26 protein-coding genes are annotated in these 24,634 nt (G+C 70.2%); 15 read left to right on the top strand and 11 right to left on the bottom strand.

What is annotated here, in order from left to right:
• Together ABD999_RS42845 and ABD999_RS42840 are read right to left on the bottom strand one after the other, a co-directional pair.
• Positions 1-967 (bottom strand): ATP-binding protein (locus ABD999_RS42845; RefSeq protein ID WP_345483241.1); only part of this gene is annotated, 967 nt, incomplete at its 3' end.
• Between the two features lie 101 nt (positions 968-1,068).
• The gene (locus tag ABD999_RS42840) at positions 1,069-2,253 is read right to left on the bottom strand and encodes a cytochrome P450 (protein WP_271277221.1); all 1,185 of its coding nucleotides are present in this window, start codon (positions 2,251-2,253) and stop codon (positions 1,069-1,071) included.
• A gap of 353 nt (positions 2,254-2,606) precedes the next feature.
• Here ABD999_RS42840 and ABD999_RS42835 point away from each other — a divergent pair, with 353 nt between their 5' ends.
• Genes ABD999_RS42835 through ABD999_RS42800 form a run of 8 tightly spaced genes read left to right on the top strand, consistent with a single transcriptional unit; the run spans position 2,607 to position 10,189 of the window.
• The gene (locus ABD999_RS42835; RefSeq protein ID WP_271277220.1) at positions 2,607-3,404 is read left to right on the top strand and encodes a fumarylacetoacetate hydrolase family protein; all 798 of its coding nucleotides are present in this window, start codon (positions 2,607-2,609) and stop codon (positions 3,402-3,404) included.
• Positions 3,401-4,708, top strand: a complete 1,308-nt coding sequence (locus ABD999_RS42830) for an L-fuconate dehydratase (protein ID WP_271277219.1) — start codon at positions 3,401-3,403, stop codon at positions 4,706-4,708. The genes ABD999_RS42835 and ABD999_RS42830 overlap by 4 nt, the downstream gene beginning before the upstream one ends.
• Complete coding sequence (locus ABD999_RS42825) at positions 4,705-5,448, top strand: SDR family NAD(P)-dependent oxidoreductase (protein WP_271277218.1); 744 nt, start codon at positions 4,705-4,707, stop codon at positions 5,446-5,448. The genes ABD999_RS42830 and ABD999_RS42825 overlap by 4 nt, the downstream gene beginning before the upstream one ends.
• Before the next feature lie 8 nt (positions 5,449-5,456).
• On the top strand, positions 5,457-6,485 hold the full coding sequence (locus tag ABD999_RS42820) for a sugar ABC transporter substrate-binding protein (RefSeq protein ID WP_271277217.1): 1,029 nt from the start codon (positions 5,457-5,459) through the stop codon (positions 6,483-6,485).
• Between the two features lie 29 nt (positions 6,486-6,514).
• Positions 6,515-7,963, top strand: coding sequence for a sugar ABC transporter ATP-binding protein (locus ABD999_RS42815; protein ID WP_261808321.1), 1,449 nt, complete (start codon positions 6,515-6,517; stop codon positions 7,961-7,963).
• Positions 7,960-8,958, top strand: a complete 999-nt coding sequence (locus ABD999_RS42810; RefSeq protein ID WP_187280961.1) for an ABC transporter permease — start codon at positions 7,960-7,962, stop codon at positions 8,956-8,958. The genes ABD999_RS42815 and ABD999_RS42810 overlap by 4 nt, the downstream gene beginning before the upstream one ends.
• Positions 8,958-9,263, top strand: a complete 306-nt coding sequence (locus tag ABD999_RS42805; RefSeq protein WP_271277216.1) for an L-rhamnose mutarotase — start codon at positions 8,958-8,960, stop codon at positions 9,261-9,263. The genes ABD999_RS42810 and ABD999_RS42805 overlap by 1 nt, the downstream gene beginning before the upstream one ends.
• Positions 9,260-10,189 (top strand): aldo/keto reductase, encoded by a 930-nt coding sequence (locus ABD999_RS42800; RefSeq protein ID WP_271277215.1) that lies wholly within the window; start codon positions 9,260-9,262, stop codon positions 10,187-10,189. Before ABD999_RS42805 ends, ABD999_RS42800 begins: the two co-directional genes overlap by 4 nt.
• Here the strand turns inward: ABD999_RS42800 and ABD999_RS42795 are convergent.
• Positions 10,174-10,959 carry a MerR family transcriptional regulator gene (locus tag ABD999_RS42795; protein WP_271277214.1) on the bottom strand — a complete coding sequence of 262 codons (786 nt, stop codon included), beginning with the start codon at positions 10,957-10,959 and terminating at the stop codon, positions 10,174-10,176. The genes ABD999_RS42800 and ABD999_RS42795 overlap by 16 nt on opposite strands.
• Positions 10,959-11,819, bottom strand: coding sequence for an alpha/beta fold hydrolase (locus tag ABD999_RS42790; RefSeq protein ID WP_271277213.1), 861 nt, complete (start codon positions 11,817-11,819; stop codon positions 10,959-10,961). The genes ABD999_RS42795 and ABD999_RS42790 overlap by 1 nt, the downstream gene beginning before the upstream one ends.
• 66 nt (positions 11,820-11,885) lie before the next feature.
• Between ABD999_RS42790 and ABD999_RS42785 the strand changes: the two genes are divergently transcribed.
• Positions 11,886-12,485, top strand: coding sequence for a hypothetical protein (locus ABD999_RS42785; protein ID WP_271277212.1), 600 nt, complete (start codon positions 11,886-11,888; stop codon positions 12,483-12,485).
• Between the two features lie 15 nt (positions 12,486-12,500).
• Here the strand turns inward: ABD999_RS42785 and ABD999_RS42780 are convergent, their stop codons facing one another.
• Together ABD999_RS42780 and ABD999_RS42775 are read right to left on the bottom strand one after the other, a co-directional pair.
• A complete protein-coding gene (locus ABD999_RS42780; protein WP_271277211.1) occupies positions 12,501-12,965 on the bottom strand; it encodes a GNAT family N-acetyltransferase in 465 nt (154 codons plus the stop codon).
• Positions 12,966-14,171 carry an ATP-binding protein gene (locus tag ABD999_RS42775; protein WP_271277210.1) on the bottom strand — a complete coding sequence of 402 codons (1,206 nt, stop codon included), beginning with the start codon at positions 14,169-14,171 and terminating at the stop codon, positions 12,966-12,968.
• Positions 14,172-14,431: 260 nt separating this feature from the next.
• Here ABD999_RS42775 and ABD999_RS42770 point away from each other — a divergent pair, with 260 nt between their 5' ends.
• Positions 14,432-15,304: an Ig-like domain-containing domain gene (locus ABD999_RS42770; RefSeq protein WP_271277209.1), complete on the top strand. Its 873-nt coding sequence runs from the start codon at positions 14,432-14,434 to the stop codon at positions 15,302-15,304.
• A 139-nt stretch (positions 15,305-15,443) separates the two neighbouring features.
• On the opposite strand, the gene ABD999_RS42765 is transcribed toward ABD999_RS42770, so the two are convergent.
• Positions 15,444-16,040 carry a UTRA domain-containing protein gene (locus tag ABD999_RS42765; protein WP_148029404.1) on the bottom strand — a complete coding sequence of 199 codons (597 nt, stop codon included), beginning with the start codon at positions 16,038-16,040 and terminating at the stop codon, positions 15,444-15,446.
• Between the two features lie 38 nt (positions 16,041-16,078).
• On the opposite strand from ABD999_RS42765, the gene ABD999_RS42760 reads away from it, so the two are divergent.
• The 3 genes from ABD999_RS42760 (at position 16,079) to ABD999_RS42750 (ending at position 19,087) form a co-directional block, all read left to right on the top strand.
• Positions 16,079-16,708 carry a hypothetical protein gene (locus ABD999_RS42760; protein WP_271277208.1) on the top strand — a complete coding sequence of 210 codons (630 nt, stop codon included), beginning with the start codon at positions 16,079-16,081 and terminating at the stop codon, positions 16,706-16,708.
• A 294-nt stretch (positions 16,709-17,002) separates the two neighbouring features.
• Complete coding sequence (locus tag ABD999_RS42755; protein WP_271277207.1) at positions 17,003-17,734, top strand: dienelactone hydrolase family protein; 732 nt, start codon at positions 17,003-17,005, stop codon at positions 17,732-17,734.
• Positions 17,735-17,917: 183 nt separating this feature from the next.
• Positions 17,918-19,087: a Cmx/CmrA family chloramphenicol efflux MFS transporter gene (locus ABD999_RS42750; RefSeq protein WP_271277206.1), complete on the top strand. Its 1,170-nt coding sequence runs from the start codon at positions 17,918-17,920 to the stop codon at positions 19,085-19,087.
• On the opposite strand, the gene ABD999_RS42745 is transcribed toward ABD999_RS42750, so the two are convergent.
• The gene (locus ABD999_RS42745; RefSeq protein ID WP_271277205.1) at positions 19,042-19,989 is read right to left on the bottom strand and encodes a DNA polymerase ligase N-terminal domain-containing protein; all 948 of its coding nucleotides are present in this window, start codon (positions 19,987-19,989) and stop codon (positions 19,042-19,044) included. The genes ABD999_RS42750 and ABD999_RS42745 overlap by 46 nt on opposite strands.
• Positions 19,990-20,094: 105 nt before the next feature.
• Between ABD999_RS42745 and ABD999_RS42740 the strand changes: the two genes are divergently transcribed.
• Both ABD999_RS42740 and ABD999_RS42735 read left to right on the top strand, forming a co-directional pair.
• Positions 20,095-20,949 (top strand): hypothetical protein, encoded by an 855-nt coding sequence (locus tag ABD999_RS42740; RefSeq protein ID WP_148029409.1) that lies wholly within the window; start codon positions 20,095-20,097, stop codon positions 20,947-20,949.
• Positions 20,946-21,773, top strand: a complete 828-nt coding sequence (locus tag ABD999_RS42735; RefSeq protein ID WP_271277204.1) for a hypothetical protein — start codon at positions 20,946-20,948, stop codon at positions 21,771-21,773. Before ABD999_RS42740 ends, ABD999_RS42735 begins: the two co-directional genes overlap by 4 nt.
• On the opposite strand, the gene ABD999_RS42730 is transcribed toward ABD999_RS42735, so the two are convergent.
• The 3 genes from ABD999_RS42730 to ABD999_RS42720 are packed head-to-tail and all read right to left on the bottom strand — an operon-like array spanning position 21,770 to position 24,607.
• Positions 21,770-22,444 carry a FadR/GntR family transcriptional regulator gene (locus ABD999_RS42730; protein WP_148029411.1) on the bottom strand — a complete coding sequence of 225 codons (675 nt, stop codon included), beginning with the start codon at positions 22,442-22,444 and terminating at the stop codon, positions 21,770-21,772. The two genes, ABD999_RS42735 and ABD999_RS42730, sit on opposite strands and share 4 nt — an antisense overlap.
• 25 nt (positions 22,445-22,469) lie before the next feature.
• Complete coding sequence (locus ABD999_RS42725) at positions 22,470-23,492, bottom strand: MBL fold metallo-hydrolase (protein WP_148029412.1); 1,023 nt, start codon at positions 23,490-23,492, stop codon at positions 22,470-22,472.
• A complete protein-coding gene (locus ABD999_RS42720) occupies positions 23,489-24,607 on the bottom strand; it encodes a steroid 3-ketoacyl-CoA thiolase (RefSeq protein WP_271277225.1) in 1,119 nt (372 codons plus the stop codon). The genes ABD999_RS42725 and ABD999_RS42720 overlap by 4 nt, the downstream gene beginning before the upstream one ends.
• Positions 24,608-24,634 lie beyond the last annotated feature (27 nt).

The following is a 24,634-nucleotide window of genomic DNA, read 5'->3' as shown; positions in this document are numbered from 1 at the left end:
GCGGGGGTTTCTGCTTGATCAGCCCCAGGTCACGGACGTAGGACAGATCGTCGGACAAGGCGGAGTCGGTGTAGAGGTCGCCGGCCACGATCGGTTCCATCACCCGCTTGACCCGGGGCTCGTGCAATCGCGCCATCAGGGAGTCCAGGTGCATGGCCCGCGCCCGGATCAGCCGCTCCTTGGCCTCATCCACCCGCGCGACAGTGACGGCATCGGTCACCCCCATCTCCACGATGATCTCGTGGGCGAGGGCGTTGACCAGCCATGGCTGTCCTTGGGTCAGCTCGAAGGCCCGGTCGACGGCGTCCTTGGTGAACTCTTGGCCGGTCGCCTCGGTGTGCTGGTCGTACAGCTCGCCGATCTGGCCGGCGGTGAAGTCGCCCAGGCGCAGGGACTTGGTGACGATGTTGAACGGGCTGATCGGGTTCGACCGGTCGGCGTCGCCGCCGCAGGCGACCTTGTAGTCACGCACGTCGCGCAGCCCGCACAGCACCACGGACGCGGGGAACGGACGCCCTTTCGGCCGCGAGTTGTGACCGTCACGGAGCTGACTGAGGATGCTGATCATGCTGTTGCCCTGGAGGCCGTCGATCTCGTCCAGGAGCAGCACCACCCGGCGCGGGCTGCGGCGGCACCATTCACGCAACGCCGCACGGAGCCGGCTGCCGGGAGAGGACTGCGGCCAGGGATCCGGCGGCAGCAACTCCTCCGGCCATCCCGACCACTCGGCCGCGTCGCGGAGGGAATCCAGCAGCAGCGACTCCGCGAGGGCGACGTCCTCGCCGGCGGCCTTGGCGGTCTCGCAGGAGAACATCAGGGCGGCGGTGTCACCCTCGGCGGTCAGCTCGGACGCCAGGGCTTCCAGCGCGGTCGTCTTGCCGGTCTGCCGGGGCGCGTGGACCACGAAGTACCGGTCCAGGTCGATCAGCGCCCGCGCCTCGGGAAGCCGCGGCGTGGGCGGGATCATGTAGTGAAGCCGGGGGTCACACGGACCGGCGGTGTTGAAGGTCTTCGCTGAGGGTGGTCGCATAGTCACATACTGTCACCACCCCTGTGTCGCGGACGTCGTCAGCTCATGGCGACCGGGAGCTCCTTGATGCCGTTGATGAAGTTGGAGCGCAGGCGGCGGGCGGGGCCGGTCTGGCGGAGGCGGGGGTGGCGGCGGGCGAGCTGTTCGAAGAGGACGCGGAGCTCCAGTTTGGCCAGGTGGTTGCCCAGGCAGAAGTGGGCGCCGCCGCCGCCGAAGCCGATGTGCGGGTTGGGGTTGCGGCCGATGTCGAAGACGTCGGCGTCCGGGAAGATCGAGGTGTCGCGGTTGGCGGAGGAGTAGAAGACGACGACCTTGTCGTCCTCCTTGATGGTCTTGCCGCCGAGCGTCTGGTCCCTGGTGGAGGTGCGGCGGAAGAGGTTGACGGGGGAGACCCAGCGGACGATCTCGTCGGCGGCCGTGGCGGCCAGCGAGGGGTCGGCGACCAGGCGGTCCCACTGGCCGGGGTGCTCGAACAGGGCGAGCATGCCGCCGGAGGCCGCGTTGCGGGTGGTCTCGTTGCCGGCCACCACCAGCAGGAGGACGAACAGGTCGAACTCGTCCTCCGACAGGGTCTCGCCGTTCTCGTCCGTCTGCAGGAGCTTGGTGACGATGTCGTCGCGGGGGTTGGCGCGGCGCTTGGCCGCCAGCTCGTTGGCGTAGGCGTACACCTCGGCGGCGGCGGCGCTGCCTTCCTCCGGGGAGGCGGCGTAGTCGGGGTCCTGGGCGCCGATCATGCGGTTGGACCAGTTGAAGATCTTGTCACGGTCCTCGACGGGGGCGCCGAGGAGCTCGCAGATCACGTAGAGCGGCAGGGGGGCGGCGACCTCCGTGACGAAGTCGGCCTCGGTGCCGAGCTGGTCCAGCAGGTCGTCGCAGATGTCGCGGATGTGTTGTTCGAGTGCGCCGATGGCACGCGGTGTGAAGCCGCGGTTGACCAGGGAGCGGCGGCGGGTGTGCTCGGGCGGGTCCTGGTTGAGCATCATCATGCGTTGCAGCGCCCGCTGCTCCTCGGGCATCTCGTTGAACAGGGCCAGCTTCCGTGCCGACGAGAACAGCTCCGAGTGGCGCGAGACGTGCACCACGTCCTCGTGGCGGGTGACGGCCCAGAATCCCGGCTCGCCCTCGTGCCAGTGAACCGGATCGTGCTCCCGGAGCCAGGCGAGCTGCTCGTGCGGGGGGCCCGCGTCAGCGTAACGGTCCTGGTCTACGAGGTCGATGTGCACCCGGCTCACCCTCTTGATCGAACACTTCGCGAAACCCTGCTGAAACGGGTTCTATTACGCGTCTGTACGGCCGTCAAGTTGACGGGAAAGCGGCCGGTCAACCTGTAAGGGCTGTTTCACCTGCGCGTAAGCCCGTGATGTCCTCCGATGTTTCTCCGGTTCCGTGCAGTAGGCAGTCAGAGCGCGGCAGGCGTGACGCTCAGGTCACGGATCGGATTTAACCAGCGTGAGGCTCTTGACACGCACCCGAGGCCGCCTTCAGCATCTGGAGGCGAGACATCCGATGTATGACTGAAGGACGCGGTGTGAAGCTGCTGCGAGTAGGACCCGTAGGCCAGGAACGACCGGTGGTGATGGATGCCGACGGTAACCTCCGCGACATCGGGGAGCCCGACATCGACGGCGCCTTCCTCGCCTCCGGCGGAGTGGCGCGCGTGCGGGAGGCCCTGGAGCGCGGCACGCTGCCCGTCGCCGACGCCGGGGGCCTGCGCGTCGGCGCCCCCGTCGCCCGGCCGGGGAAGATCGTGTGCATCGGGCTGAACTACCGCGACCACGCCGCCGAGTCCGGCGCCGAGCCGCCCGCCGAGCCCGTCGTCTTCATGAAGGCGAGCGACACCATGGTCGGGCCGTACGACGAGGTGCTGGTGCCGCGCGGCAGCGTGAAGACCGACTGGGAGGTCGAGCTGGCCGTCGTGATCGGCAGGCGCGCCCGCTACCTGGAGTCGCGGGAGGAGGCCCTCGACGCGGTGGCGGGGTACGCGGTGGCCAACGACGTGTCCGAGCGGGAGTTCCAGCTCGAACGGGGCGGCCAATGGGACAAGGGCAAGTCGTGCGAGACCTTCAACCCGCTCGGCCCCTGGCTGGTGACCGCCGACGAGGTCGGCGACCCGCAAGACCTGGCGATGCGGCTCTGGGTGAACGGCGAGCGGCGGCAGGACGGCTCCACCAAGGACATGATCTTCGACGTGGCGGAGATCGTCCGCTACCTGAGCCACTTCATGGTGCTGGAGCCCGGCGACCTCATCAACACCGGCACCCCGGCCGGGGTCGCCATGGGCATGCCCGGCCAGCCCTACCTCCGGGCCGGTGACGTCGTGGAGCTGGAGATCGAGGGCCTCGGCCGGCAGCGGCAGACGGTGGGTCAGGCATGACGACGACACAGGGCGCGGGCTCGTACCGGATCGTCGCGATGGAGACGCACGACGTGCGCTTCCCGACCTCGCGGGAGCTCGACGGCTCCGACGCGATGAACCCCGACCCCGACTACTCGGCCGCCTACGTGGTGCTCAGGACCGACGACGGGTACGCCGGGCACGGGTTCGCGTTCACCATCGGGCGCGGCAACGACGTGCAGACCGGCGCCATCTCCGCGCTGGAGCCGTACGTGATCGGCCGCGACGCCGAGGACCTGGGCGCGCTCTACAAGGAGATGGTCTACGACTCGCAGCTGCGCTGGCTGGGGCCGGAGAAGGGCGTCATGCACATGGCGATCTCCGCCGTGGTCAACGCCCTGTGGGACCTCAAGGCCAAGCGGGCGGGCAAGCCGCTCTGGCTGCTGCTGGCCGAGATGACGCCTGAGGAGATCGTCGAGCTCGTCGACTTCCGGTATCTGAGCGACGCGCTCACGCCGGACGAGGCCCTCCAGATCCTGAAAAATGCGGAAAGCGGGAAGCGGGAGCGCATCGAGCACCTCAAGAGCGCCGGCTACCCCGCCTACACCACCTCGCCCGGCTGGCTCGGCTACGACGACGACAAGCTGCGCCGGCTCTGCCAGGAGGCGCTCGACCAGGGCTTCGGCCAGATCAAGCTCAAGGTCGGCGCCGACCTCGCCGACGACGTGCGCCGCTTCACCGTGGCCCGCGAGGTGTGCGGCCCCGACTATCCCATCGCCGTCGACGCCAACCAGCGCTGGGACGTCGCCTCCGCCATCGAGTGGGTGACCGCGCTCAAGCCGTTCGGCCCGCACTGGGTGGAGGAGCCGACCAGCCCCGACGACGTGCTCGGCCACGCCGCCATCGCCGAGGGCATCAAACCCGTCCCGGTCGCCACCGGCGAGCACGTGCAGAACCGCGTCGTGTTCAAGCAGCTGCTGCAGGCCGGCGCGATCTCGTACCTGCAGATCGACTCCGCCCGGGTCGGCGGCGTCAACGAGAACATCGCGATCCTGCTGCTCGCGGCCAGGTTCGGGGTGCCGGTGTGCCCGCACGCCGGCGGCGTGGGCCTGTGCGAGCTGGTGCAGCACCTGTCGATGTTCGACTACGTGAGCGTCACCGGGACCATGGAGAACCGGGTGATCGAGTACGTCGACCACCTGCACGAGCACTTCACCGACCCGGTGGTGATCGAGAACGGCCGCTACCGAGCCCCGTCGGCGCCCGGCTTCAGCTCCGAGATGCACGCCGAGTCGATCGCCGCCCACACCTACCCCGGCGGAGAGGTCTGGAGGAACACGTGAACCTGAGAGCCATCGTGACCGGCGGCGGTTCCGGCATCGGCCTGGCCACCGCCACCCTGCTCGCCGGGCGGGGCATGAAGGTCGCCTGCCTCGACCTGAACCCGCCCGGCGAGCCGCTGATCGGCATCGCGGCCGACGTCGCCGACGACGCCGCGGTGCGCCGGGCCGTCGCCGAGGCGGCCGACCGGCTCGGCGGCGTCGACGTGCTCGTCAACAACGCCGGCATCGGCGCCCAGGGCACGGTCGAGGACAACCCGGACGAGGAGTGGCGCCGGGTGTTCGACGTGAACGTGTTCGGCATGGTCCGCGTCAGCCGGGCCGCGCTGCCGTACCTGCGCAGGTCGGAGCACGCCTCGATCGTCAACACGTGCTCGATCGCGGCCACCGCCGGTCTCCCTATGCGGGCCCTCTACAGCGCGACCAAAGGCGCGGTGCTGTCGCTCACGCTGGCGATGGCCGCCGACCACATCCACGAGGGCATCCGCGTCAACTGCGTCAACCCGGGCACCGCCGACACCCCCTGGGTCGCCCGGCTGCTCGACGCCGCCGACGACCCCGCGGCCGAGCGGGCGGCGCTGGAAGCCAGGCAGCCGATGGGCCGCCTGGTCAGCGCCGAAGAGGTCGCCGCCGCCATCGCGTATCTGGCCGGCCCCGAGTCCGGCTCCACCACCGGCACGGCCCTGGCCGTGGACGGCGGCATGCAGGGGCTGAGGCTCCGCCCGCACCATCCAGAAAGGTAACCCCCCTGATGAAGCTCAAGCCGCTGGCCGCCTGCGCGGCCCTCGTCGCCGCCCTCGCCGCGTGCGGTTCGGACGCCACCACGACCCCGGCAGCGGGAGGGGAAGGCGGCAAGGTCGGCATCGACCACCCGCGCGCCGACTCCGACTTCTGGAACTCCTACATCAAGTACGTCCCCGAGATGGCGGGCGAGCTCGGTGTCGAGCTGATGCCGGCCACGAACTCGCAGAACGACGTGGCCAAGCTGGTCAACAACGTGCAGGCGCTGATCGGCCAGGGCGCCAAGGCGATCGTCATGGCCCCGCAGGACACCGGCGCCATCGCCAGCACCCTGCAGAACCTGGAGAACAAGAACATCCCGGTCGTCACCGTCGACACCCGCCCCGACAAGGGCAAGGTCTACATGGTGGTCCGGGCCGACAACCGCGCCTACGGCACCAAGTCCTGCGAGTTCCTCGGCGAGCGGCTCGGCGGCAAGGGCAAGGTCGTGCAGCTCATGGGCGCGCTCAGCTCGATCAACGGGCGCGACAGGGCCGAGGCGTTCGGCGAGTGCATGAAGACCAAGTTCCCCGGCATCACGGTCTTCGACGAGCCCACCGAGTGGGAGGGCAGCAAGGCCGCGTCCATGCTGCAGACCCGGCTGGAGCAGCACCCCGACGTCAAGGGCGTCTACATGCACGCGGGCGGTGTGCACCTGGCCCCGACGCTGCAGGTGCTCAAGCAGAAGGGCCTGCTGCTGCCGCCCGACGACCCCAAGCATGTGGTCGTGATCTCCAACGACGGCATCCCGCAGGAGTTCGAGGCGATCCGCAAGGGCGAGATCGACGCCACCATCTCGCAGCCGGCCGACCTGTACGCGAAGTACGCGCTCTACTACGCCAAGGCGGCGCTGGAGGGCAAGACGTTCCAGCCGGGCGCGACGGACCACGACAGCACGATCATCGAGCTGCCGAACGGCCTTGAGGACCAGCTTCCCGCGCCGCTGGTCACCAAGGACAACGTCGAGGACCAGACCCTCTGGGGCAACCAGGTCAAGTGATGACTTATCACGTTGAAGCCCGAAATGTCGTGAAGCGCTTCGGCCCGACCACGGCGCTCGACGGAGCGGGCATCTCGATCGCGGAGGGCGAGACCCACGCGCTCGTCGGCAGGAACGGCGCCGGCAAGTCCACGCTGGTGTCGATCCTCACCGGGCTCCAGCGGCCCGACGAGGGCGAGGTGCGGTTCGCGGGAGAGCCCGCCCCCGCCCTCGCCGACCGCGACGCCTGGCGGCAGCGGGTCGCCTGCGTCTACCAGAAGTCCACGATCATCCCCGCCCTGACCGTGGCCGAGAACCTGTTCCTCAACCGCCAGACCGAGGGCCGCCTCATCAACTGGCGGGCGCTGCGGGCCAGGGCGCGCGAACTGCTCGACACGTACGAGGTCGACGTCGACCCGGGGGCGCTGGCCGGGGACCTCGGCGTCGAGCAGCGGCAGCTCGTGGAGATCGCCCGCGCCCTCTCCTTCGGCGCGCGGTTCATCATCCTGGACGAGCCGACCGCGCGCCTGGACGGTCCGGCCATCGAGCGGCTGTTCGACCGCATGCGCGCGCTGCGCCGGCAGGGCGTGACGATGATGTACATCTCGCACCACCTGGACGAGGTCTACGAGATCTGCCAGAGCGTCACGGTCTTCCGCGACGCCCGGCACATCATGACCTCACCCGTCGCCGACCTGCCGCACGACGAGCTGGTCGACGCCATGACCGGGGAGGCGACCGCGGCCTACCAGGCCCGCGCCCGCACCCCGCGCGAGGCGGTGGTGCTGGCCGCGTCCGGCCTCTCGCTCGCCGGCCGCTACCAGGACGTCGAGCTGTCCGTACGGTCAGGCGAGGTCGTCGGGCTGGCCGGGTCAGGCAGCAGCGGCAAGGTGTCGCTCGCCGAGACCCTGGTCGGCCTGCGCCGGGCCGACACCGGCGCCGTCACCGTGAACGGCCGGGCGGTCAGGCCGGGCGACGTCCCGGCCGCGCTCGCCGCCGGGCTCGGGTTCGTCCCGGAGGACCGCCACCACCAGGGCTTCGTGCCACTGCTGTCCGTGGCCGAGAACGGGACGATGTCGATCGCGCACAAGCTGGGCCGGCTCGGCGCCGTCTCACCCGCGAGACGCCGCGCCCGTGCCGTACGGATGATCCAGGACCTGGACATCAAGACCGAGGGGCCCGACCAGCCCGTCGGCGACCTGTCCGGCGGGAACGCGCAGAAGGTGGTGTTCGCCCGGGCGCTGGCCGACGACCCGGACGCGCTGGTCGTGATCAACCCGACGGCGGGCGTCGACGTCAAGGCCAAGCAGGCGCTGCTCGGCGCCGTCGAGGACGCGGCCGACCGGGGCGCGGGCGCCGTGCTCGTCTCCGACGAGCTGGACGACCTGCGGATCTGCGACCGCGTCCTGGTGATGTTCCACGGACGGGTCGTCAAGGACGTGCCGCGTGGCTGGAGTGACCACGAACTCGTGGCCGTGATGGAAGGCATCGAAGAGTGACCACACCGACCGCACTGACCCCGGCCGTGCCCCGGCTCAGGCTGGCCAGGTTCCGGGACCTGACGCTGGTCCCGGTGATCGTGCTCCTGCTGATCGTGGGCGCGTTCCTGGACCCGGTCTTCCTGACGGCCGGCAACCTGACCAACGTCCTCCAGCAGCAGGCCGCGATCTCCCTGCTGGTGCTGGCCGAGGCGCTGATTCTGATCTCCGGCAAGTTCGACCTGTCGCTGGAGTCGACCGTCGGCATGGCGCCCGCCCTGGCCGTGCTCCTGGTCGTGCCGGTGTCGGCCGGAGGGCTCGGCATCGGGCTGCCGGCCGTGCTGGTGATCCCGCTCTGCCTGCTCATCGGGGCCGCGATCGGGGCGTTCAACGGGTTCCTGATCATCAAGTTCCAGCTGTCGGCGTTCATCGTCACGCTCGCCATGCTGATCATCGTGCACGGCCTGCACCTCGGCCCGACCGAGGGCAAGACGCTGTTCGAGCTGCCCGAGTCGATGCTCTACCTGGGCGGCGCCGTCTGGCTCGGCCTGCCGGCCTCGATCTGGATCGCCGGCGCGCTGTTCGCCGCGGGCATCGCCGGGCTCGCCTACCTGCGGGTGGGCCGGTCCCTGTACGCGATCGGCGGCAACATCGACGCGGCCCGCGCCGCCGGCATCCGGGTGGACCGGGTGCTGTGGGGGGTGTTCATCCTCGGCGGCACGCTCGCCGCGCTGGCGGGCATCCTGGAGACCGGCCGGCTCGGCGCCATCGGCTCCGGCATGGGCGTCAACTGGATCTTCATGGTGTTCGCGGCGGCCGTCATCGGCGGCGTCAGCATGGACGGCGGCAAGGGCACGATCCTCGGCGCGCTCACCGGCGTGCTCGTCATCGGCCTGGTGCAGAACCTGCTCACGCTCCAGGGCGTCTCGGGCTTCTGGCAGCCGGTCGTCTACGGGACCATCATCCTGTTCGCCCTCATGATCAGCCGGATAGCCGGCGGGAAGGCACAGGACTGATGGAACGGCTCGCGCTGCGTACCAGGCTGAAGCCCGGCTGCGAGGAGGTCTACGACCGCGAGCACGCCGAGCTCCCGGCGGAGCTCGAGCGGGCCATGCGCGCGCACGGCCTGCACTCGTGGCGGATCTACCGCGACGGGCTCGACCTGTTCCACGTCGTCGAGGTCGACGACTACGCCGCGCTGCAGGCCGCGCTCCGCGACCATCCGGCCGACCGGGCGTGGCAGGCCCGCATGAACCGGCTCCTCGACGGCGGCTTCGACAAGGACTCCGGCGGTCTCCGGCTGGTCTGGGAGCTGACGTGATCGCGCTGCCCCGCGTCGGCCTGGGCGCCGCGCCCATCGGCAACCTGTTCTCGGCCGTCACCGACGAGCAGGCCCGCGCCACCGTCGACGCGGCCTGGGAGAGCGGGGTGCGCCTGTTCGACACCGCGCCGCACTACGGGCTCGGCCTGTCGGAGCGCCGCCTGGGCGCGGCGCTCCGCGGCAGGTCGGGATACGTGCTCTCGACCAAGGTCGGCCGGCTGCTGGTGCCCTCGTCCTCTGTCCGGAGGGACACCCAGGGCTTCGACGTGCCGGGTGATTTCGAACGCGTGTGGGACTTCTCCCGCGACGGCGTGCTCCGCTCGCTGGAGGAGTCGCTGGAGCGGCTCGGGCTGCCGGGCGTCGACCTCGCGCTCATCCACGACCCGGACGACCACCTGGACCAGGCGCTCTCGGAGGCGTACCCGGCGCTCGCCGAACTGCGCTCGCAGGGCGTGGTCAAGGCCATCGGGGTCGGCATGAACCAGTGGCGGGCGCCGTTGAGATTCGTCCGGGAGACGGACCTCGACGTGGTCATGCTCGCCGGCCGCCACACCCTGCTCGACCAGTCGGGCCTGCCGCTCCTGGACGCCTGCGCCGCACGGGGCGTCCGGGTGCTGGCGGCCGGGGTCTTCAACAGTGGCCTCCTCGCGACCCCCGACCCGTCGGGCACCTTCGACTACGCGCCCGCCCCGCCGGAACTGCTGGACCGGGCCCGGCGGATCGCCTCGGTGTGCGCGGCCCACGGGGTGACGCTCCCGCAGGCCGCGATGGCCTTCCCGCTGCTGCACCCGGCGACGGCGGCGATCGTCCTCGGCGCGCGCTCGCCCGGCGAGGTCAGGACCAACGCCGCGTCGATGGAGCGGCCCGTCCCCGGCGCGCTCTGGTCCGAGCTGCGCGCCGAGGGCCTGCTTCACGAGGGGCGCTGATCAGGCGGCACGCGCTCAAGCCTGGTCCAGCCCGTCCAGCCCCGCTGCTCCAGCAACGCGATCAGCCGGCGCGCCGGCGGCACGACGTCGAAGGCCAGCGTGTCCATCAGCCGGGCGAGCGGCGAGTCGATATCGGTGTCGTCGACGTACTCCTCGCCCCGCTCGTCCGCCATCCGCGTGAGGTAGGCGGCCAGCCTGTCGGCCAGCTCGACCAGCCGCGGGTCGTCGTCGGTCCGGTCAAAGGCCTGGCTCAGGGTGAGGTAGAAGCCGGCGAGCCGCGGGTCGTCGAGCTGCTCCCGCTTGCGTGCCATCCAGCCGGGGACCCGCTCGGGTGAGTGCGCGGCCAGTGGGATCCAGCCGTCGCGCTCGGCCTGGACGATCCGCTCGTCGACCCCGAGCGCCCGCAGCCGGTCGAGATACTCGACCACCTCCGGGGGCAGCGCCAGACTGTCTCCGGAGGCGAGCCGGGAGATCCGCTCGCGGTGCCGCTGCCGCTCGCGGATCTCCGCCCGCAGCCGCCTGTCGATGTCCGCGATCGCCGCGGCGAACTCCTCCTCGTCGGCCCGCAGCAGCTCCCGCACCCGCGCCAGCGGCACCCCGGCCTCGGCGAGGGTCCGGATCCTGATCAGCTCGACCACGGCGTCGGCGCCGTACCTGCGGTAGCCGGAGCGGTCCCGCTCCGGCTCCGGCAGCAGCCCTTTGGCGTGGTAGTGCCGCACCGCGCGGACCGTCACCCCGGCGTACGACGCCAGCTCGCCGATGGTCAGCATCACACCCGGCCGGTCGAATCCCGGACGATCCGGGCGATGTCCTGGGCATGGGTGAAGACCAGCTGGTGGTCGGCGTCGAGCCAGGTCAGGGCGATGTGCGGATGTTCGCGGACGAGCCGCTCGGCACCGGCACGCCAGTTCGCGTTGAAACTCGGCGGCCCGTCGCCGGCCATCGAGGTGGACATGATCAGGCTGATGGGCACGTCGATCCTCCGGTATCGGTCGAGGATCTCGGACCGGATGGCATCGATCTCGAGATTCAGGTCGAGAGTCTCCTGGGCGGTGAGCAGCACCTGGCGTGCGGTGCCCCTCTCGGCCTCCTGCCGCGTCGCCAGATCCGCCCACATGGCCCGGAACGCCGGCAGGACGGCCTCGGTGACGAACGGTTCGGGCACCGGGTTCGCCCCGTCGATGAGGACGAGCCCGGAGACGGAGCCGGGATGCTCGGCGGCATGGTGCACGGCCAGGTCGGCGCCCAGCGAGTAACCCGCCAGCACGGGCGCCTCCGGCAGGCACAGCTCCGCCATGACCGCGCCGAGGTCGCTCAGGAACCCCTCGAAGGAGTACCGGCCGGCGGCCGAGGCGAAGCCGTGGCCGCGCAGGTCGAAGGTCACCACGTCGTGGTCGCGCCGCAGCAGGCCGGCCAGCTCTCGCAGGTGGGCCTGCGTCGTATGCAACCCGGGGCACAGGACCAGCGGTCGTCCCCGGCCGCCGCGGGAGACCGGGATGGTGACGCCGTCGTGGTGGATCGTAAAGTGCCGCATCGTCCTGTCGCCCTTCTCGGCCCGCTCCCCGTCGTCGTGCTCGCCGTGCGACCGGTGCGGTCCGGCGACCTCGGTCACCGTGGGTTTCGTGGTCATCTCACCATGCTGTGGGGTTGACCCTGCGTCAGGGGCAAGCGGCTCCTCCGAAACTATGGTGTTCTAATGATCTTCACGATCACCAAGCCACCCGGGTGGGTCTTCCTGATCGGACTGCTGGCCCCGTGCCTGCTCGTGCTCTACTGGGCCAGCGTGCCGTTCTGGTATCGCGCCGAGATCTTGCTGGTAGGGGTCTTCGTCCTGGGCCCGCTGGTTCTGATCTACATCGGCCGCCTCATCGCGGCCTCGCTGAAGGGCCAGGCCGGCGGTCGCCCATGGAGATGGCTGGCAGCCCCGCTGATCGTCTGGGTCATGTTGCTGTCGCTCGTCACGGACGCGCCTTTCCAGTTGAGATTCGCGATCTCTCTTCCCGAAATCTCTCTTCCCGAAATGGAGGCGTATGCCGCGACGGTCAAGGAGCAGTCGCGGCTCGACGCGCCCTGCGAATGGGTCGGGCTGTATCGCGTGTGCTACTCGGCTCCGCACTACGTCGACTCGGAACCGGTCCCGGGCTCGGCCTACCTCGGCACCGAAGAATGGGTCATCGACAGCAACACGGGCTTCCTCATGGTGCCTCATGGAGAACCGGAGGCGGAGACCATCGACGACGAATACCGCCACGTCGGCGGTCGCTGGTTCGGTCATCATGGATGGGACAACTGGTGAGGCGTGATGGCCGGGTCAACCAGCGTCCGTCGAGAGACACCGGGATCGCAAGTAGTGCACCACCCACAGCCCCGGCACCGGCTCCGCCTCCCCGGTGAGAGTGAACCCGAGTCGCTCGTACAGCATCCTGGCGGGCTTGTTGTCGCGCCCGGTGGAGACCGCGACCCGGCGCTCGCCGGCCCTGGCCATGACCTCCTTCACCAGAGCACGGCCGATGCCCCGCCGGTGCGCGCCGGGGTGCACCATGAGCCGGTTCAGGTCGATCTCCCCGGCCGTCTCCTCCCACGCCACGGCCCCGGCCAGCTCGCCGTCGTCGTCGAACGCCCCCAGCCAGGTGAGCGGCTGAGCCCGCAATTCCTCCGATGTCTCGTGCAGCGGCGGGATGCGGTCATCACCGATGATCTCCGCCTCGACCCGGTAGGCGGCGTGCTGCAGATCGATCAGGCCCGGCTGATCAGCTGAGATCTCGGATATACGCATTCAGCCAATCTCCCACAACGCGCTCACCGGCATCGCCCTCATCCGATCCCCGAACGGCAGCGTCTGCGTTCCCGTGTGGAGCACGATCCCGGCGATGAAGTCGTCCCCAAGGCGGTCGGCGAGGTGCCGCAGTCCTCGAAAATCGTCCGGCCGTACGGTCGATGCGGCCTTGACCTCGATACCCACGACCTGACCCCGGCGGTTTTCCAGGACCGCGTCCACTTCCACCTTGTCCTTGGTCCGGTAGTGGTAGAGGTCCACCTGCTCTTCCGTCCAGGTCAGCTGGCGGGCGAGCTCCATGAGCACGAACCCCTCCATAAGGGGGCCGAACTGTCCCCCAGGACGTACGAGGCCCCGTGCGTCGGCGCCGAGCAGGTATGCGGCGATCCCGGAGTCCACGAACGCCACCTTGGCAGTGCGGATGGCCCTGTTGCTCAGGTTTCTCGACCAGGCAGGTATGCGTTTGATCAGGAAGACCTCTTCGAGCAGGTTCAGGTAGCGGGAGGCCGTGGTGGCCGGCAGCCCTGCCTCGCCACCGAGGGACTGGCTGACGAGAAGTTGTCCGGAACGTGCCGCGAGTAGCCGGATGAGCACGCGCAGCTCGGCCACTCGTTCGATCTCCAGCAACGCGGTCATGTCGCGGGCAATCAGATGATCGACATAGGAGCTGAAGAAGCGCCGCCGTCTGCGATCGTTCACCCGCGCCACCGCTTCCGGAAAACCGCCCCGCACGACGCGTTCCGCATAGTCGGCTCGTGAGACATCGGCGGTGTGACGTAGGTCTGGCCCTTGGTCGAACACGGCATCGATGAAGCCGTCGGGGGCGCCGTCGATCTCTCCTTGGGAGAAGGGCCACAGTTCTATCGTTTCCATCCGTCCCACGAGCGTGTCAGGCAACGTTCGCAGCGCGAGAACACGGGACGAGCCCGTCAGGAGGAACCGACCGGGACGTTGGTCGGCGTCGACTTGAGCCTTGATGGCGAGCAGCAACTCGGGTGCCCGCTGGATCTCGTCGATGACCATCATGCCGGGAACGTCGACGAAGCCATCGGGATCCGCTCGGGCGCCCTGGAGAATGTACGCCACGTCCAGATCGCGCCACTCTGCCGCGTGCTCGTTGACCAGTTGTTTCACGAGCGTGCTCTTGCCGCTCTGGCGGGCGCCGTTGATCAGCACCACCCGTGTGTCCGTCAGGGCTTCCTTCACGAGGGTTTCCGCGTGCCGGACGACCACTCTGCCCAAGGGGGTATGCGCCATGGGGTCAGCATCGCACATCAGCGGTGGTTTGGACGCTATTCACGTGGTGGTTTGGTCGCCCTTCTTATGGGTGATTGGCCGCTCATTCCGTGGTGGGTTGGCCGTACCCTGGCTGAGACTCCCACCCAACCCGCTGATCGTCTCCGGCAGCACTAGCCGCCAGCAACTGCGGTAGCTCTGCTGCGCCCTGGTGAATAGATTGGCTGTCCATGTCTGAGGTGATGCGCTTCTACTACGAAGGCGAACCTGAGCCGCAGATGTCCGAAGAGTGGGAAGCGTTCATGAACGATCCAGATCGCTTTCGCGGTTATCCGGCGCTGCCCGACCCTGAGGACATCACCGCGGAGGAACTGCTGGAGCAGTTGCAGGCGGTCGACACTCGGTCGGTTCGCGATAGCAACGACCCGCTCCTTTCCGTACCACCGGAACAGATCGATCCACCTGTCGAGGACACCGATCCGCCTACAGTGGTCGCCTCTGGCCCAGAGAAGGACGCGGCGGGAGTACATCCCAAGGCCGAGATCTGGGCCGTGTTCAGCGAGTCGGTCACCGAAGCGCGGATGGAGCTGAAGGGCCCCGACGGCTCCCCGGTCGCAGGCACCTCCCAGCAGGAGAACGAAGACATCGCAGCGTTCCTGCCCGAGCAGCCGCTGGCCGTCGATACCCGATACACCGTCGAAGTGTCCGGTGCGAAGGACGCGGCGGGCAACGTCATGTCCGGCCCGCACACTTGGTCGTTCACCACGGGGGCTGACGTTCCGACCGTGAGCGGGTTCGAACCCGGCCGGGATGCCACCGATGCGCCCCCGGACATCAAGGTCATGATGACGATCAACGAGGCGGTGACCGACGTCCAAGTCATCATCAAGGATCCATCGGACACGGCCGCACAGGGGACGCTCAGCAGCGACAACGGCAACACCCTGTGGACCTTCACACCTGCGGCGCCGCTCGCTGCCTCGACCGTGTACCGGGTGGAGGTCAGCGGGGCCAAGAACGACTCCGGCAATGTCATGGCGCCCTACACCTGGTCATTCACCACCGGCGAGACATCTCCAACCGAGCACAAGGCGGCGGGCTGATGTCTGGAGTATCGCTGTCCATCGTCAATCCCTCGGTCACGAGGAGTTCACTCCGAACATCGTCAGCTTCACCCTGCTGAAACTGTAGTTCTGTTCTGCTGTGCCATAGGAGTCCAACGCCGTGGCTGCGGCGCGAACCTCACGAGGTAGCCGCCGCATCGCCGACCGGGCCGTTGTACGCCAGCATGGTCGACTCCGCGGGCACCACGATGTCCGCCACCTCCACCACTCGATCGCCGGCGAGGTGGGCCCGTTGGATCACCATCACCACGCTTCCCGCGCCGATGTCGAGCCGCTTCGCCTCCTTGTGGGTCGCCACCCGCGCCGACACCCGCTCGTCCCAGGCGTCCACCATCAGCCCGATGGAGGCCATGCGGCGTGGCACGCCCTGACCCGCGAACTCGCCGCCTTCGGGGAACGCGATCGGCGTGCCCTTCGTCAGCGCCAGCGGCTCCCATGAGGTCAGCAGCATCCACGGCCCCTCGTCCTTGGTCGAGAACAGGTAGGCGGTGCGCATGACGTCGTGCCAGTGCCCGTCCGCTTCGGCGAGGCCGAGCCGCTCGCGTATCTCCGGCGGGGCCTGCATCGTGTCGGAGGTGTACTCCAAGCTGCCGTGACGGCCCTGCTCCTCTATCGCCGGACCGAACGGCGAGCCGTCCTGCCGCTCCCGGAACCACGAGCGCACCAGCACCTGCTGTCCCGCCTCGCCGACGCGTACGGGGAGCAGGCCACGCACACCGGACGGATGATCTACGTCGAGCTGTGGGACCGGCCGTGAGCGGCTACAGCGTCGTCCCGTTTGTGATCGCCTACGCCCGCGAGGAGGTACGCGACCGGCTCGTGTTCGAGCCGCACGCCGGATCGGACCGCGGGCTGCGGTTGGCGTACGAGATCCCGCGCAAGGGCGACCGCGTCGGCGGCGTCCTGCGCGCCCGCGTGCGGGACCTGCGCAGGCGTGTCGGCAAGCGCGGCCCCGAGCGGATGCGCATGCTCAACACGAGACGGCAGTGGTTGTGCATGGACCGGCTGCTGTGCCAGGTCTGCTCCCGCCCCGCTACCGAACCGGGCACCGGCCGGTCATGGTGGATCCTCGTCCCGCCCGTGTTCGAGGTCGACGACAGCGGGCGAGGGGGCCGTACGAACGCGCCGCCCACCTGCCGCGCCTGCGTCGACATCGCGCTGAGCGAGTGCCCGATGCTGCGCGCCGATGCCACCGTGTGCACCGTCGGCCGGGTCGAGCCCGCCGGAGTGCTGGCCGACATGTACGAGCCCGGCCCGGTGCCGACGCTGACCGCGCACAACGTCTACGTCTCCTGGGACGCCTTCGCCCGCCACCCGCATATCCTGGCCACGTCGCAGGTCGTCCAGCTGCACGATGTACGCGAGCTGGTCAGGACAGGATGAACAGCCAGGAAGCCGACTCGCCCGGCTCGTAGGGGGAGTCGAGGCGTTCGGCGACCACGCCGGGCAGGCCCGGCCGATCCGCCGATATTTCGGATATATGCACTCAGCCAACCTCCCACAACGCGCTCACCGGCATCGCCCGCATCCCACCACCTCCGTGATACGTTCGGCGGCGGCATGCGCCGCTAAAGACTGAGGAGGTGAGACCGATCAACGCTGTGACAGGTCGGGGCTCCCTCCCTCGCATGGCCTAGGGAGTGCCCGAAGAAGGCATCCCGAAAGGCTTCAATCGCTATGCGCTTCACCTCTGAAACGTCGTCCGACGGCGTCTCCGAACAGCTCTTCACCCTCGGTGAGATCCCCGGCGTGCTGTGGACGCCGGAAGACGCCACCGGTCCTCGGCCCCTCGTCCTGATGGGCCACGGCGGCGGCCAGCACAAGAAGGCTCCCGGCATCGTGTTCCGCGCGGGCCGCTTCGTGGCCGAGTGCGGTTACGCGGTGGTGGCGGTCGACGTGCCCAGCCATGGAGACCGTCCGAAGGACGAGGAGTACGACCGGATCGCGACCGCGAACCAGGCCCGCGCGGACGCCGGAGAGGAACTGGCTCCGCTGATCGCCGCCTTCCAGGCCCTCGTGGCCCGCCGGACCGTACCGGAGTGGCGGGCGGTCCTGGACGCGGTCCAGGAACTCGACCACGTCGGCGCGGGCCCGGTGGGCTACTGGGGCGTGTCGCTGGGCTGCGGGCTCGGCGTCCCGTTCGTCGCCGCCGAGCCCCGGGTCCAGGCGGCGGTCCTGGGGCTGGGCGGGGCGCTGTCATCGGCCGGGGACGCCGCGCGCATCACCGTCCCGGTGGAGTTCCTGGTGCAGTGGGACGACGAGCGGGTCCCCAGGGCCCAGAGCCTGGCCTTGTTCGACGCCCTGGGCTCGGCCGAGAAGACGCTGCACGCCAACCCAGGCAAGCACGCGGAGATTCCGCTGTTCGAGATGGACAGCACGCTGCGGTTCTTCGCCCGCCACCTCCGCTGACCCAGGGACGCGAGCCAGGCGGATAATCGGTTGGCATCGCAGGACGCCCGTTGTTAGGTTGCCGGGCGTGTCCAGCCCAGAGGCGTCAAGACGGTAGCCACCGGTCATCCGGTGGCGTAAAGAGACCACCGGATCACCGGCCCCGCTTTCCTGTCGATCCCTCTCTGGGTGCGGAGCCTCTTCATGCCTTTCTTCGTCCACCTGCTCGGGCTGGCCGTGTTCGCCATGGGCACGTCCGAGTTCATGCTGTCCGGCCTGGTGCCGGGCGTCGCCCAGGACCTGGGCGTGACCATCCCGGAAGCCGGCCGGCTCACCTCGGCGTTCGCCGTGGGGATGATCGTCGGCGCGCCGCTGATGGCGATCCTGAGCCTGCGCTGGCCGCGGCGGCGCGCGCTGCTGGCGTTCCTGGCGGTCTTCCTGCTCGTGCACGTCCTCGGCGCGGTCACCACGAGCTTCGACGTCCTGCTGCTGACGCGGGTCGTCGGGGCGCTCGCCAACGCCGGGTTCCTGGCTGTCGCGCTGTCGGCGGCCACCGGCCTGGTCGCGCCGGACGCCAAGGGGCGCGCCACCGCTGTCCTGCTCGGCGGGGTCACCGTCGCCTGCGTCGTCGGCGTGCCCGCGGGGGCGCTGCTCGGCCAGATGTGGGGGTGGCGGTCGGCGTTCTGGGCGGTGGCCCTGGTGTCGGCGCCGGCGTTCGCCGCGATACTCAGGTCGGTGCCCGCCTCTCCGGCCGTCGTCTCCCGCGAGGGCGGGGCGCGCCCGGAGCTCGGGGCGCTGCGCGACCGGCGCCTGCTGGTGACGCTGCTGCTCGGCGCGCTGGTGAACGGGGCGACCTTCTGCGCCTACACCTACCTCGCGCCGATCGTCACCGACGTGGCGGGGATGGGTACGGCGTGGGTGCCCGTCGTGCTGGCGCTCTTCGGCCTCGGTTCGTTCGCCGGCGTCACTGTCGCCGGCCGGGTCGCCGACGTACGGCCCGCGCGGCTGCTGGTCCTGGGCGGGGCGGCGCTGCTCGCCGGGTGGGTGGTGTTCGCGCTGACCGCCAGCCCGGTGGCGACGGTCGTGCTCGTCCTCGTCCAGGGGACGCTCGCGTTCGCCGTCGGTTCGACGCTGATCTCCCAGGTGCTCTACGCCGCCACGGGCGCGCCGACGCTGGGCGGCGCGTTCGCCACGGCGGCGTTCAACGTCGGCGCGGCGCTCGGTCCCTGGCTGGGCGGTCTCGTCATCGGCGCGGGCCACGGGTTCCGCTCGCCGCTGTGGGTGAGCGCGCTGCTGGTGGCGCTCGCCCTCACCGTCCTGGTACGGCGTCAGGACGGGATGAACAGCCAGGCCGCCGACTCGCCCGGCTCGTAGGGGGAGTCGAGGCGTTTGGCGACCACGCCGGGCAGGCCCTGGCGGCGTGCCGCCTCAAGGACCGGCCGGGCGTCGCCGGGCCAGGAGGGTGCGGTCTGCCACCGGGGCGTGGACAGGTCGAGCGCCTCCAGGGCCGCCCGGCGGACCTCGTACGGCTCGTCCCGCAACACCCGGCCGTCGTCGTACAGCAGGTCGTAGAAGACCAGCACCTCGGCGCCCGAGAGGGTGGCGAGCTCGCCGTCCAGGAGGGCGGTGCGGCTGCCGAACGACGCCGCGAGCGGCCGCAGCCACGGGTGCTCGCGGGCGGCGGCGGTGCGGCCGCCCTCGATCGGGACCAGGAGGCGGCGCCCGCCCCAGGCGAACTCGTACGCGTACGCGGCGGTGTCGCGCGGCAGGCGGGAGCGGCGCGAAGGGAGCATGGGCGCGACGTCCGGCAGGGGAGCGCGGGACGGGGGATCCATGCGGTGGATCATCCAGTTCTTGCCGTTCGTCTGGAACAGCACGAACCGGCCCTCGGCTCGGGAGCCGTGCAGGACGACCTTGACCTCGCGCTCGGACCATTTCTCGGTCTCGTACGTGCCCTGGTCCCAGATCGTCATGGTGCCGCCGCCGTACTCGCCCTGGGGGATCTCGCCGTGGAAGGTGAGGTACTCCATCGGGTGGTCCTCGGTGTGCACGGCCAGGTGGTTGGTGGCGGGGTCGGACGGCAGGCCCTTGGGGATGGCCCAGGAGGCGAGCACGCCGTCGCGTTCCAGGCGGAGGTCCCAGTGGAGGGAGCGGGCGTGGTGCTCCTGGATGACGAAGGAGTCGCCGCCGCCGGGCGCGGGGGATGCCGGGGGGACGGGTTCGGGGGTACGGCTGGCGTCGCGTTTGCTCCTGTATTGCGTGAGTTTGTCAGCCACACAGCCGTACTACCCGGTTATTCGCGAATGGACGAGCGAACCCCCGCCGGCTTCTGGAAGGATGATCTCTCCCAAGCAATCCCCCCTCCCAAGGACATCAGAATCATGAGGCGTTGGATCCTCCCCGCGGCCGTCGCGCTGGCCGCGGCTCTACCCGCGACCCCCGCCGTGGCCCAGGCCGCCCCCGACCCGGCGCAGGCCGTCAAAGCGCAGCTGCGGCACGAGCGCGGGGTGCGCATCGCCGAGATCTCGCGGACCGTGACCGGCAAGGCGTCCACCAGGACCCGCTACCACAGCGGCATCCAGCTCGCCCCGACCGGCCCGGTCGCCTCGTGGGCCGACGTCGAGGACGCCTCCGACACCCGCAGCCAGGACGGCCTGGGCGCCAAGCCCGGCCAGAAGGCCGCCGTGGGCACGTCCGTCTACACCTCCGGCGAGGCCGTCGCCGACCTGCTGCCCAAGGACAAGCTCTGGATCCGGGTGAAGCAGAGCGGCCACCCCAACCTGGCGCTGGGCACGGCCAGCAAGCAGACGATCAACGTGTTCGACCCGGCCGTGCTCAAGGCGGTGCTGAAGGGCAAGGGTGGCAAGGCGGTCACCGGCGGCCGTCACTACAAGGGCACGATCACGTACGCCAAGTTGTACGAGGCCGCGAAGGGCCACTACGGCAAGCTGTTCGACGGCGCCCCGCGCGGCTCCTTCGCCAAGACCGCGATCTCCTGGAAGCTCTGGACCGACGGCCGGGGCCTGCCCGTGCGGCTCTCGACCACCGAGCGGGCCACGTCCGGCGCGTACCGCACCATCGACACCCGCTACTCCAGCTGGGGCGAGCACCTCATCGTCACCGCCCCGGCCAGGGCCGAGGTCGTCGAGTGGAAGGACCGCAGCCGCCCCGGCACCGCGAACTCCGTGAACGACCTGGTCCTGACGGACGCGTACGCCGGCACCGGCCAGTCGTGAGGCGGTTCGTTCTCGCGGTTGTAACCGCCACGCTGGCCGCCCTGATCACGGCCCCCGCACCCGCCGCCGCTAGGACCGCCGCCCCCGACCCTGTCCGGGCGCTGCAGAAGCAGCTCAAGTCCGAACGCGGCGTCAAGCTGAATGAGCTGGTCAAGCTGGGGTTCGAGAAGGCCACGACGCGCAATCGGACCAAGGGCGGTGTCCAGCTCGCCCCGTCCGGCCCCGTCGCCGCCTACGCCTCCGCGGAGACAGCGACGGGAGAAACAGGCACGACCGAGGTGCTCGGATTCGAGCGGCACCTGTACCTCGGTGGTGAGGACCTGGCCAAGCTGCTTCCCCGGGGAAAGCAGTGGGTGGGCGCCGAGGCGGTCAAGGAAGCTCGTCCGCTGCTGCCCATCCTCGCCGCCACCCAGCAGCCGATCAACGTGTTCGACCCGGCCGTGCTGAAGGCGACCTTGAAGGGCGAGCGTCCGCAGAGGGTCTCCGGCGGCTACCTCTATGAGGGGGTCGTGACGTACAAGGAGCTGTACGAGGCCGCGAAGTCCTACTACGGCGCCCACTTCGACGGCGTGCCGAAGACCGAGTTCGGTAAGCGGACGATCGACTATCGGCTCTGGACTGACGGCGCGGGCCTGATCAAGCGTCTGCGCACCTCCGAGAATCAGAGTTTCTCTGCCATCGTCGACACCCGATACACCGACTGGGGACACCTCCTGGTGATCACGCCCCCGGCCGAGGACGAGGTCTTCCCCTTCGAAGACCTTGAGGACCTCGAGATCCCGGAGCCCGGCCTGCTGAAGGACGGCCTCCTCGGACTGCGTTAGTCGAGGGCCTTGCGGAGCCAGGATTCGACGCCCGCCACGTGGACGGTGGCCCAGGCACGGGCCACCTCCCCCTGGCGGGCGGCGATCGCCTCGTAGATCGCGGTGTGCTGCTCGCGGGTCTTGGCCAGCGCGCCCTCCTGGGTGAGGCCGCGCCAGATGCGCGCCCGGGTGGTCGGCCCCGACAGGCTCTCGATGAACGAGCAGAGCACGCTGTTGCCCGACCCGAGCGCGATCCGCTGATGGAACCGCAGGTCGTTGGCGACCAGCTCCTCGATCGTCGGCTCCTCGGGCAGCGACTCCAGGATCACCCGCAGCTCGTCGATGTCGTCGTCCGTCATCAGCTCGGCGGCCATCGCGGTGGCGGCCGGCTCCAGGATGCGGCGTACCTCGAAGAACTGCAGCACCGTGTCGTCGCGGTGCAGGTCGAGGACGAACGACATGGTGTCGAGCAGCAGCCGGGGCTCCAGGCTGGTGACGTAGGTGCCGTCGCCCTGCCGTACGTCCAGGACGTTGATCAGGGCGAGCGCGCGCACCGCCTCGCGCAGCGAGTTGCGTGACAGCCCGAGCCGCTCGGCGAGGTCGGCCTCCTTGGGCAGCCTGTCTCCCGGGGCGACCTCGCCCGAGAGGATCATCTGTTTGATCTTGTCGATGGCCGCGTCGGTGACCGCCACGCTTTTCTCCCTAGACATCGGATGTCTACGATTCTAGGGCTTGGAAACGTACCGGATCGCCCCCCGGCAGGCGGCGGAGCACGCCGCGGACCTCCAGGGTGCGCAGGTGGGCGGCGGCCTCGCCGGCCGCCATGCCTCGCAGCATCGGCGGCAGCTCGGACCAGGGCCGGTTCCAGGTCATCATGGCGGCGGTCTCCCAGATGGTCAGCGGCTCCGCGCGCTCGGCCAGCAGGGCGAGGAGCCGTTCGAGCTTCTCCTCGTGATGGTGACGGATCTGCGCGGCCCGTGCCGCCACATCTGGAAATGTCCATTCATGAGCGGGCAGGGCGCCGAGCTCTCCCAGCTCGCCGACCCTGGTCAGCGACTCCAGGAAGTCGCCCAGCGGATCGACGTCGTCCCGGTCGAAGGGATAGATCCCGATGTGCGGGGTGATGCCGGGCAGGACGTGGTCGCCGGTGAAGAGACGGTCGGCGTCCTCCAGGTGCAGGCAGACATGGCCGGGAGTGTGGCCGGGGGTGTGCACCACCCGCAGCTTCCTGCCGGGCAGGTCGACGAGGTCGCCGTCCCGCAGCCGCCGGTCCGCCGGCGCGGGCGGGTCCTGCCTGCCGTCGGCCGCCGGGCCCTCGGGCAGGTCCTCCGACGGCGCGCCGGCCCGGCGGAGCATGTCGACCTGGAAGGACCCGCGGACGTCCGAGGGGACGCCGTTCATCATGTCCACGATCGCCGCGTCCGCCTCGTGCATGGCGATCCAGGCGCCCGACTCCTCCCTGACCCTCCCGGCCAGCCCGGCGTGGTCCGGGTGGAAGTGGGTCACGACCACCCCGTGCACCGACGCCACGTCGATCCCCGCCGCCGCCAGCCCGTCACGCAGCGCCGCCCACGCCTCCGGGTGGTTCCATCCCGCGTCCACCAGCACCGGCCCGCGCGGGGACTCGATCGCGTACACGAGCGTGTAGCCGAGCGGGTTGCCGGGGATGGGCACGGGCACGCTCCACACCCCGAAGCCGAGGTCCAGCGGGCGCTGCTCGGCGTACGAACGACGGGTCACGCGAGACGCTCGATGATCGTGGCGGTGGCCAGGGCGCCGCCCGCGCACATGGTCACCAGCGCCGTCGAGCCGTCCGACCGTTCCAGCTCGTGCAGCGCCGTGGTGATCAGCCGCGCGCCCGTCGCCCCGACCGGGTGGCCGAGCGCGATCGCGCCGCCGTTGACGTTGACCCGGTCGAGGTCGGGCTCGTGCACCTGCGCCCAGGACAGCGCCACCGACGCGAACGCCTCGTTGACCTCGAACAGGTCGATGTCGCCGATCGTCATCCCGGCCGCCGCCAGCGCCTTCGCGGTCGCGTCCACCGGCCCGTCCAGGTGGTAGTACGGCTCCGCGCCGACGAGCGTCTGGGCCAGGATCCGCGCCCGGGGGCGCAGCCCGTGGCGTGCGGCGGCCTCCCTGCTCATCAGCAGCACGGCGGCGGCGCCGTCGGAGATCTGCGAGGAGGTGCCGGCGGTGTGGAGCCCTTCCTCGCCCAGCACCGGCTTGAGCCGGGCCAGCCCTTCGGCCGTGGTCTCGCGCAGCCCCTGGTCCCTGGTGACGGTCCCGACGGGGACGATCTCGCGCTCGAACCGCCCGTCGGACCACGCCTTCGCGGCCCGCTGCTGGGACCGGGCGCCGAACCAGTCGAGCCGCTCCCGGGTGAGCCCCCGCCGCCGGGCGATCCGCTCAGCGGCCGTGAACTGGTCGGGCAGGTCGATGCTCCAGTCGTCGGGCCGCGGGTTCGCCGGCAGCACGTTGCTGCCGAGCGGCGCCCGGCTCATCACCTCGACGCCGCAGCCCACGCCGACGTCCATCACCCCGGCCGCGATCATGGCCGCCGCGAGGTGCACCGCCTGCTGGGAGGAGCCGCACTGGGCGTCAATGGTGGTCACGCCCGTCCGGTAGGGGAGACCGGCGTAGAGCCAGGCGTGCCTGCCGACGTGGCCGCCCTGCTCGCCCGCCTGCGTCACGCACCCCGCGAACACCTGGTCGACCAGCGCGGGATCGATCCCGGCCCGCTGGATCAGCCCGTTGAGCGCGGTGGCCAGCACCTGCTGCGGTTTCAGCTCGGCCAGCCAGCCGCCGCGCTTGCCGATCGGGGTGCGGACGGCCTCGACGATGACGGGTGTGCGCACAGTCACCTCCAGAACGTTACTCTGGTC

This window comes from Nonomuraea ferruginea (genome assembly GCF_039540635.1).
GTDB classification, from domain to species: domain Bacteria; phylum Actinomycetota; class Actinomycetes; order Streptosporangiales; family Streptosporangiaceae; genus Nonomuraea; species Nonomuraea ferruginea.
Note: the sequence above shows the minus strand (reverse complement) of the source record. Positions and strands in the feature narration are given on the sequence as shown.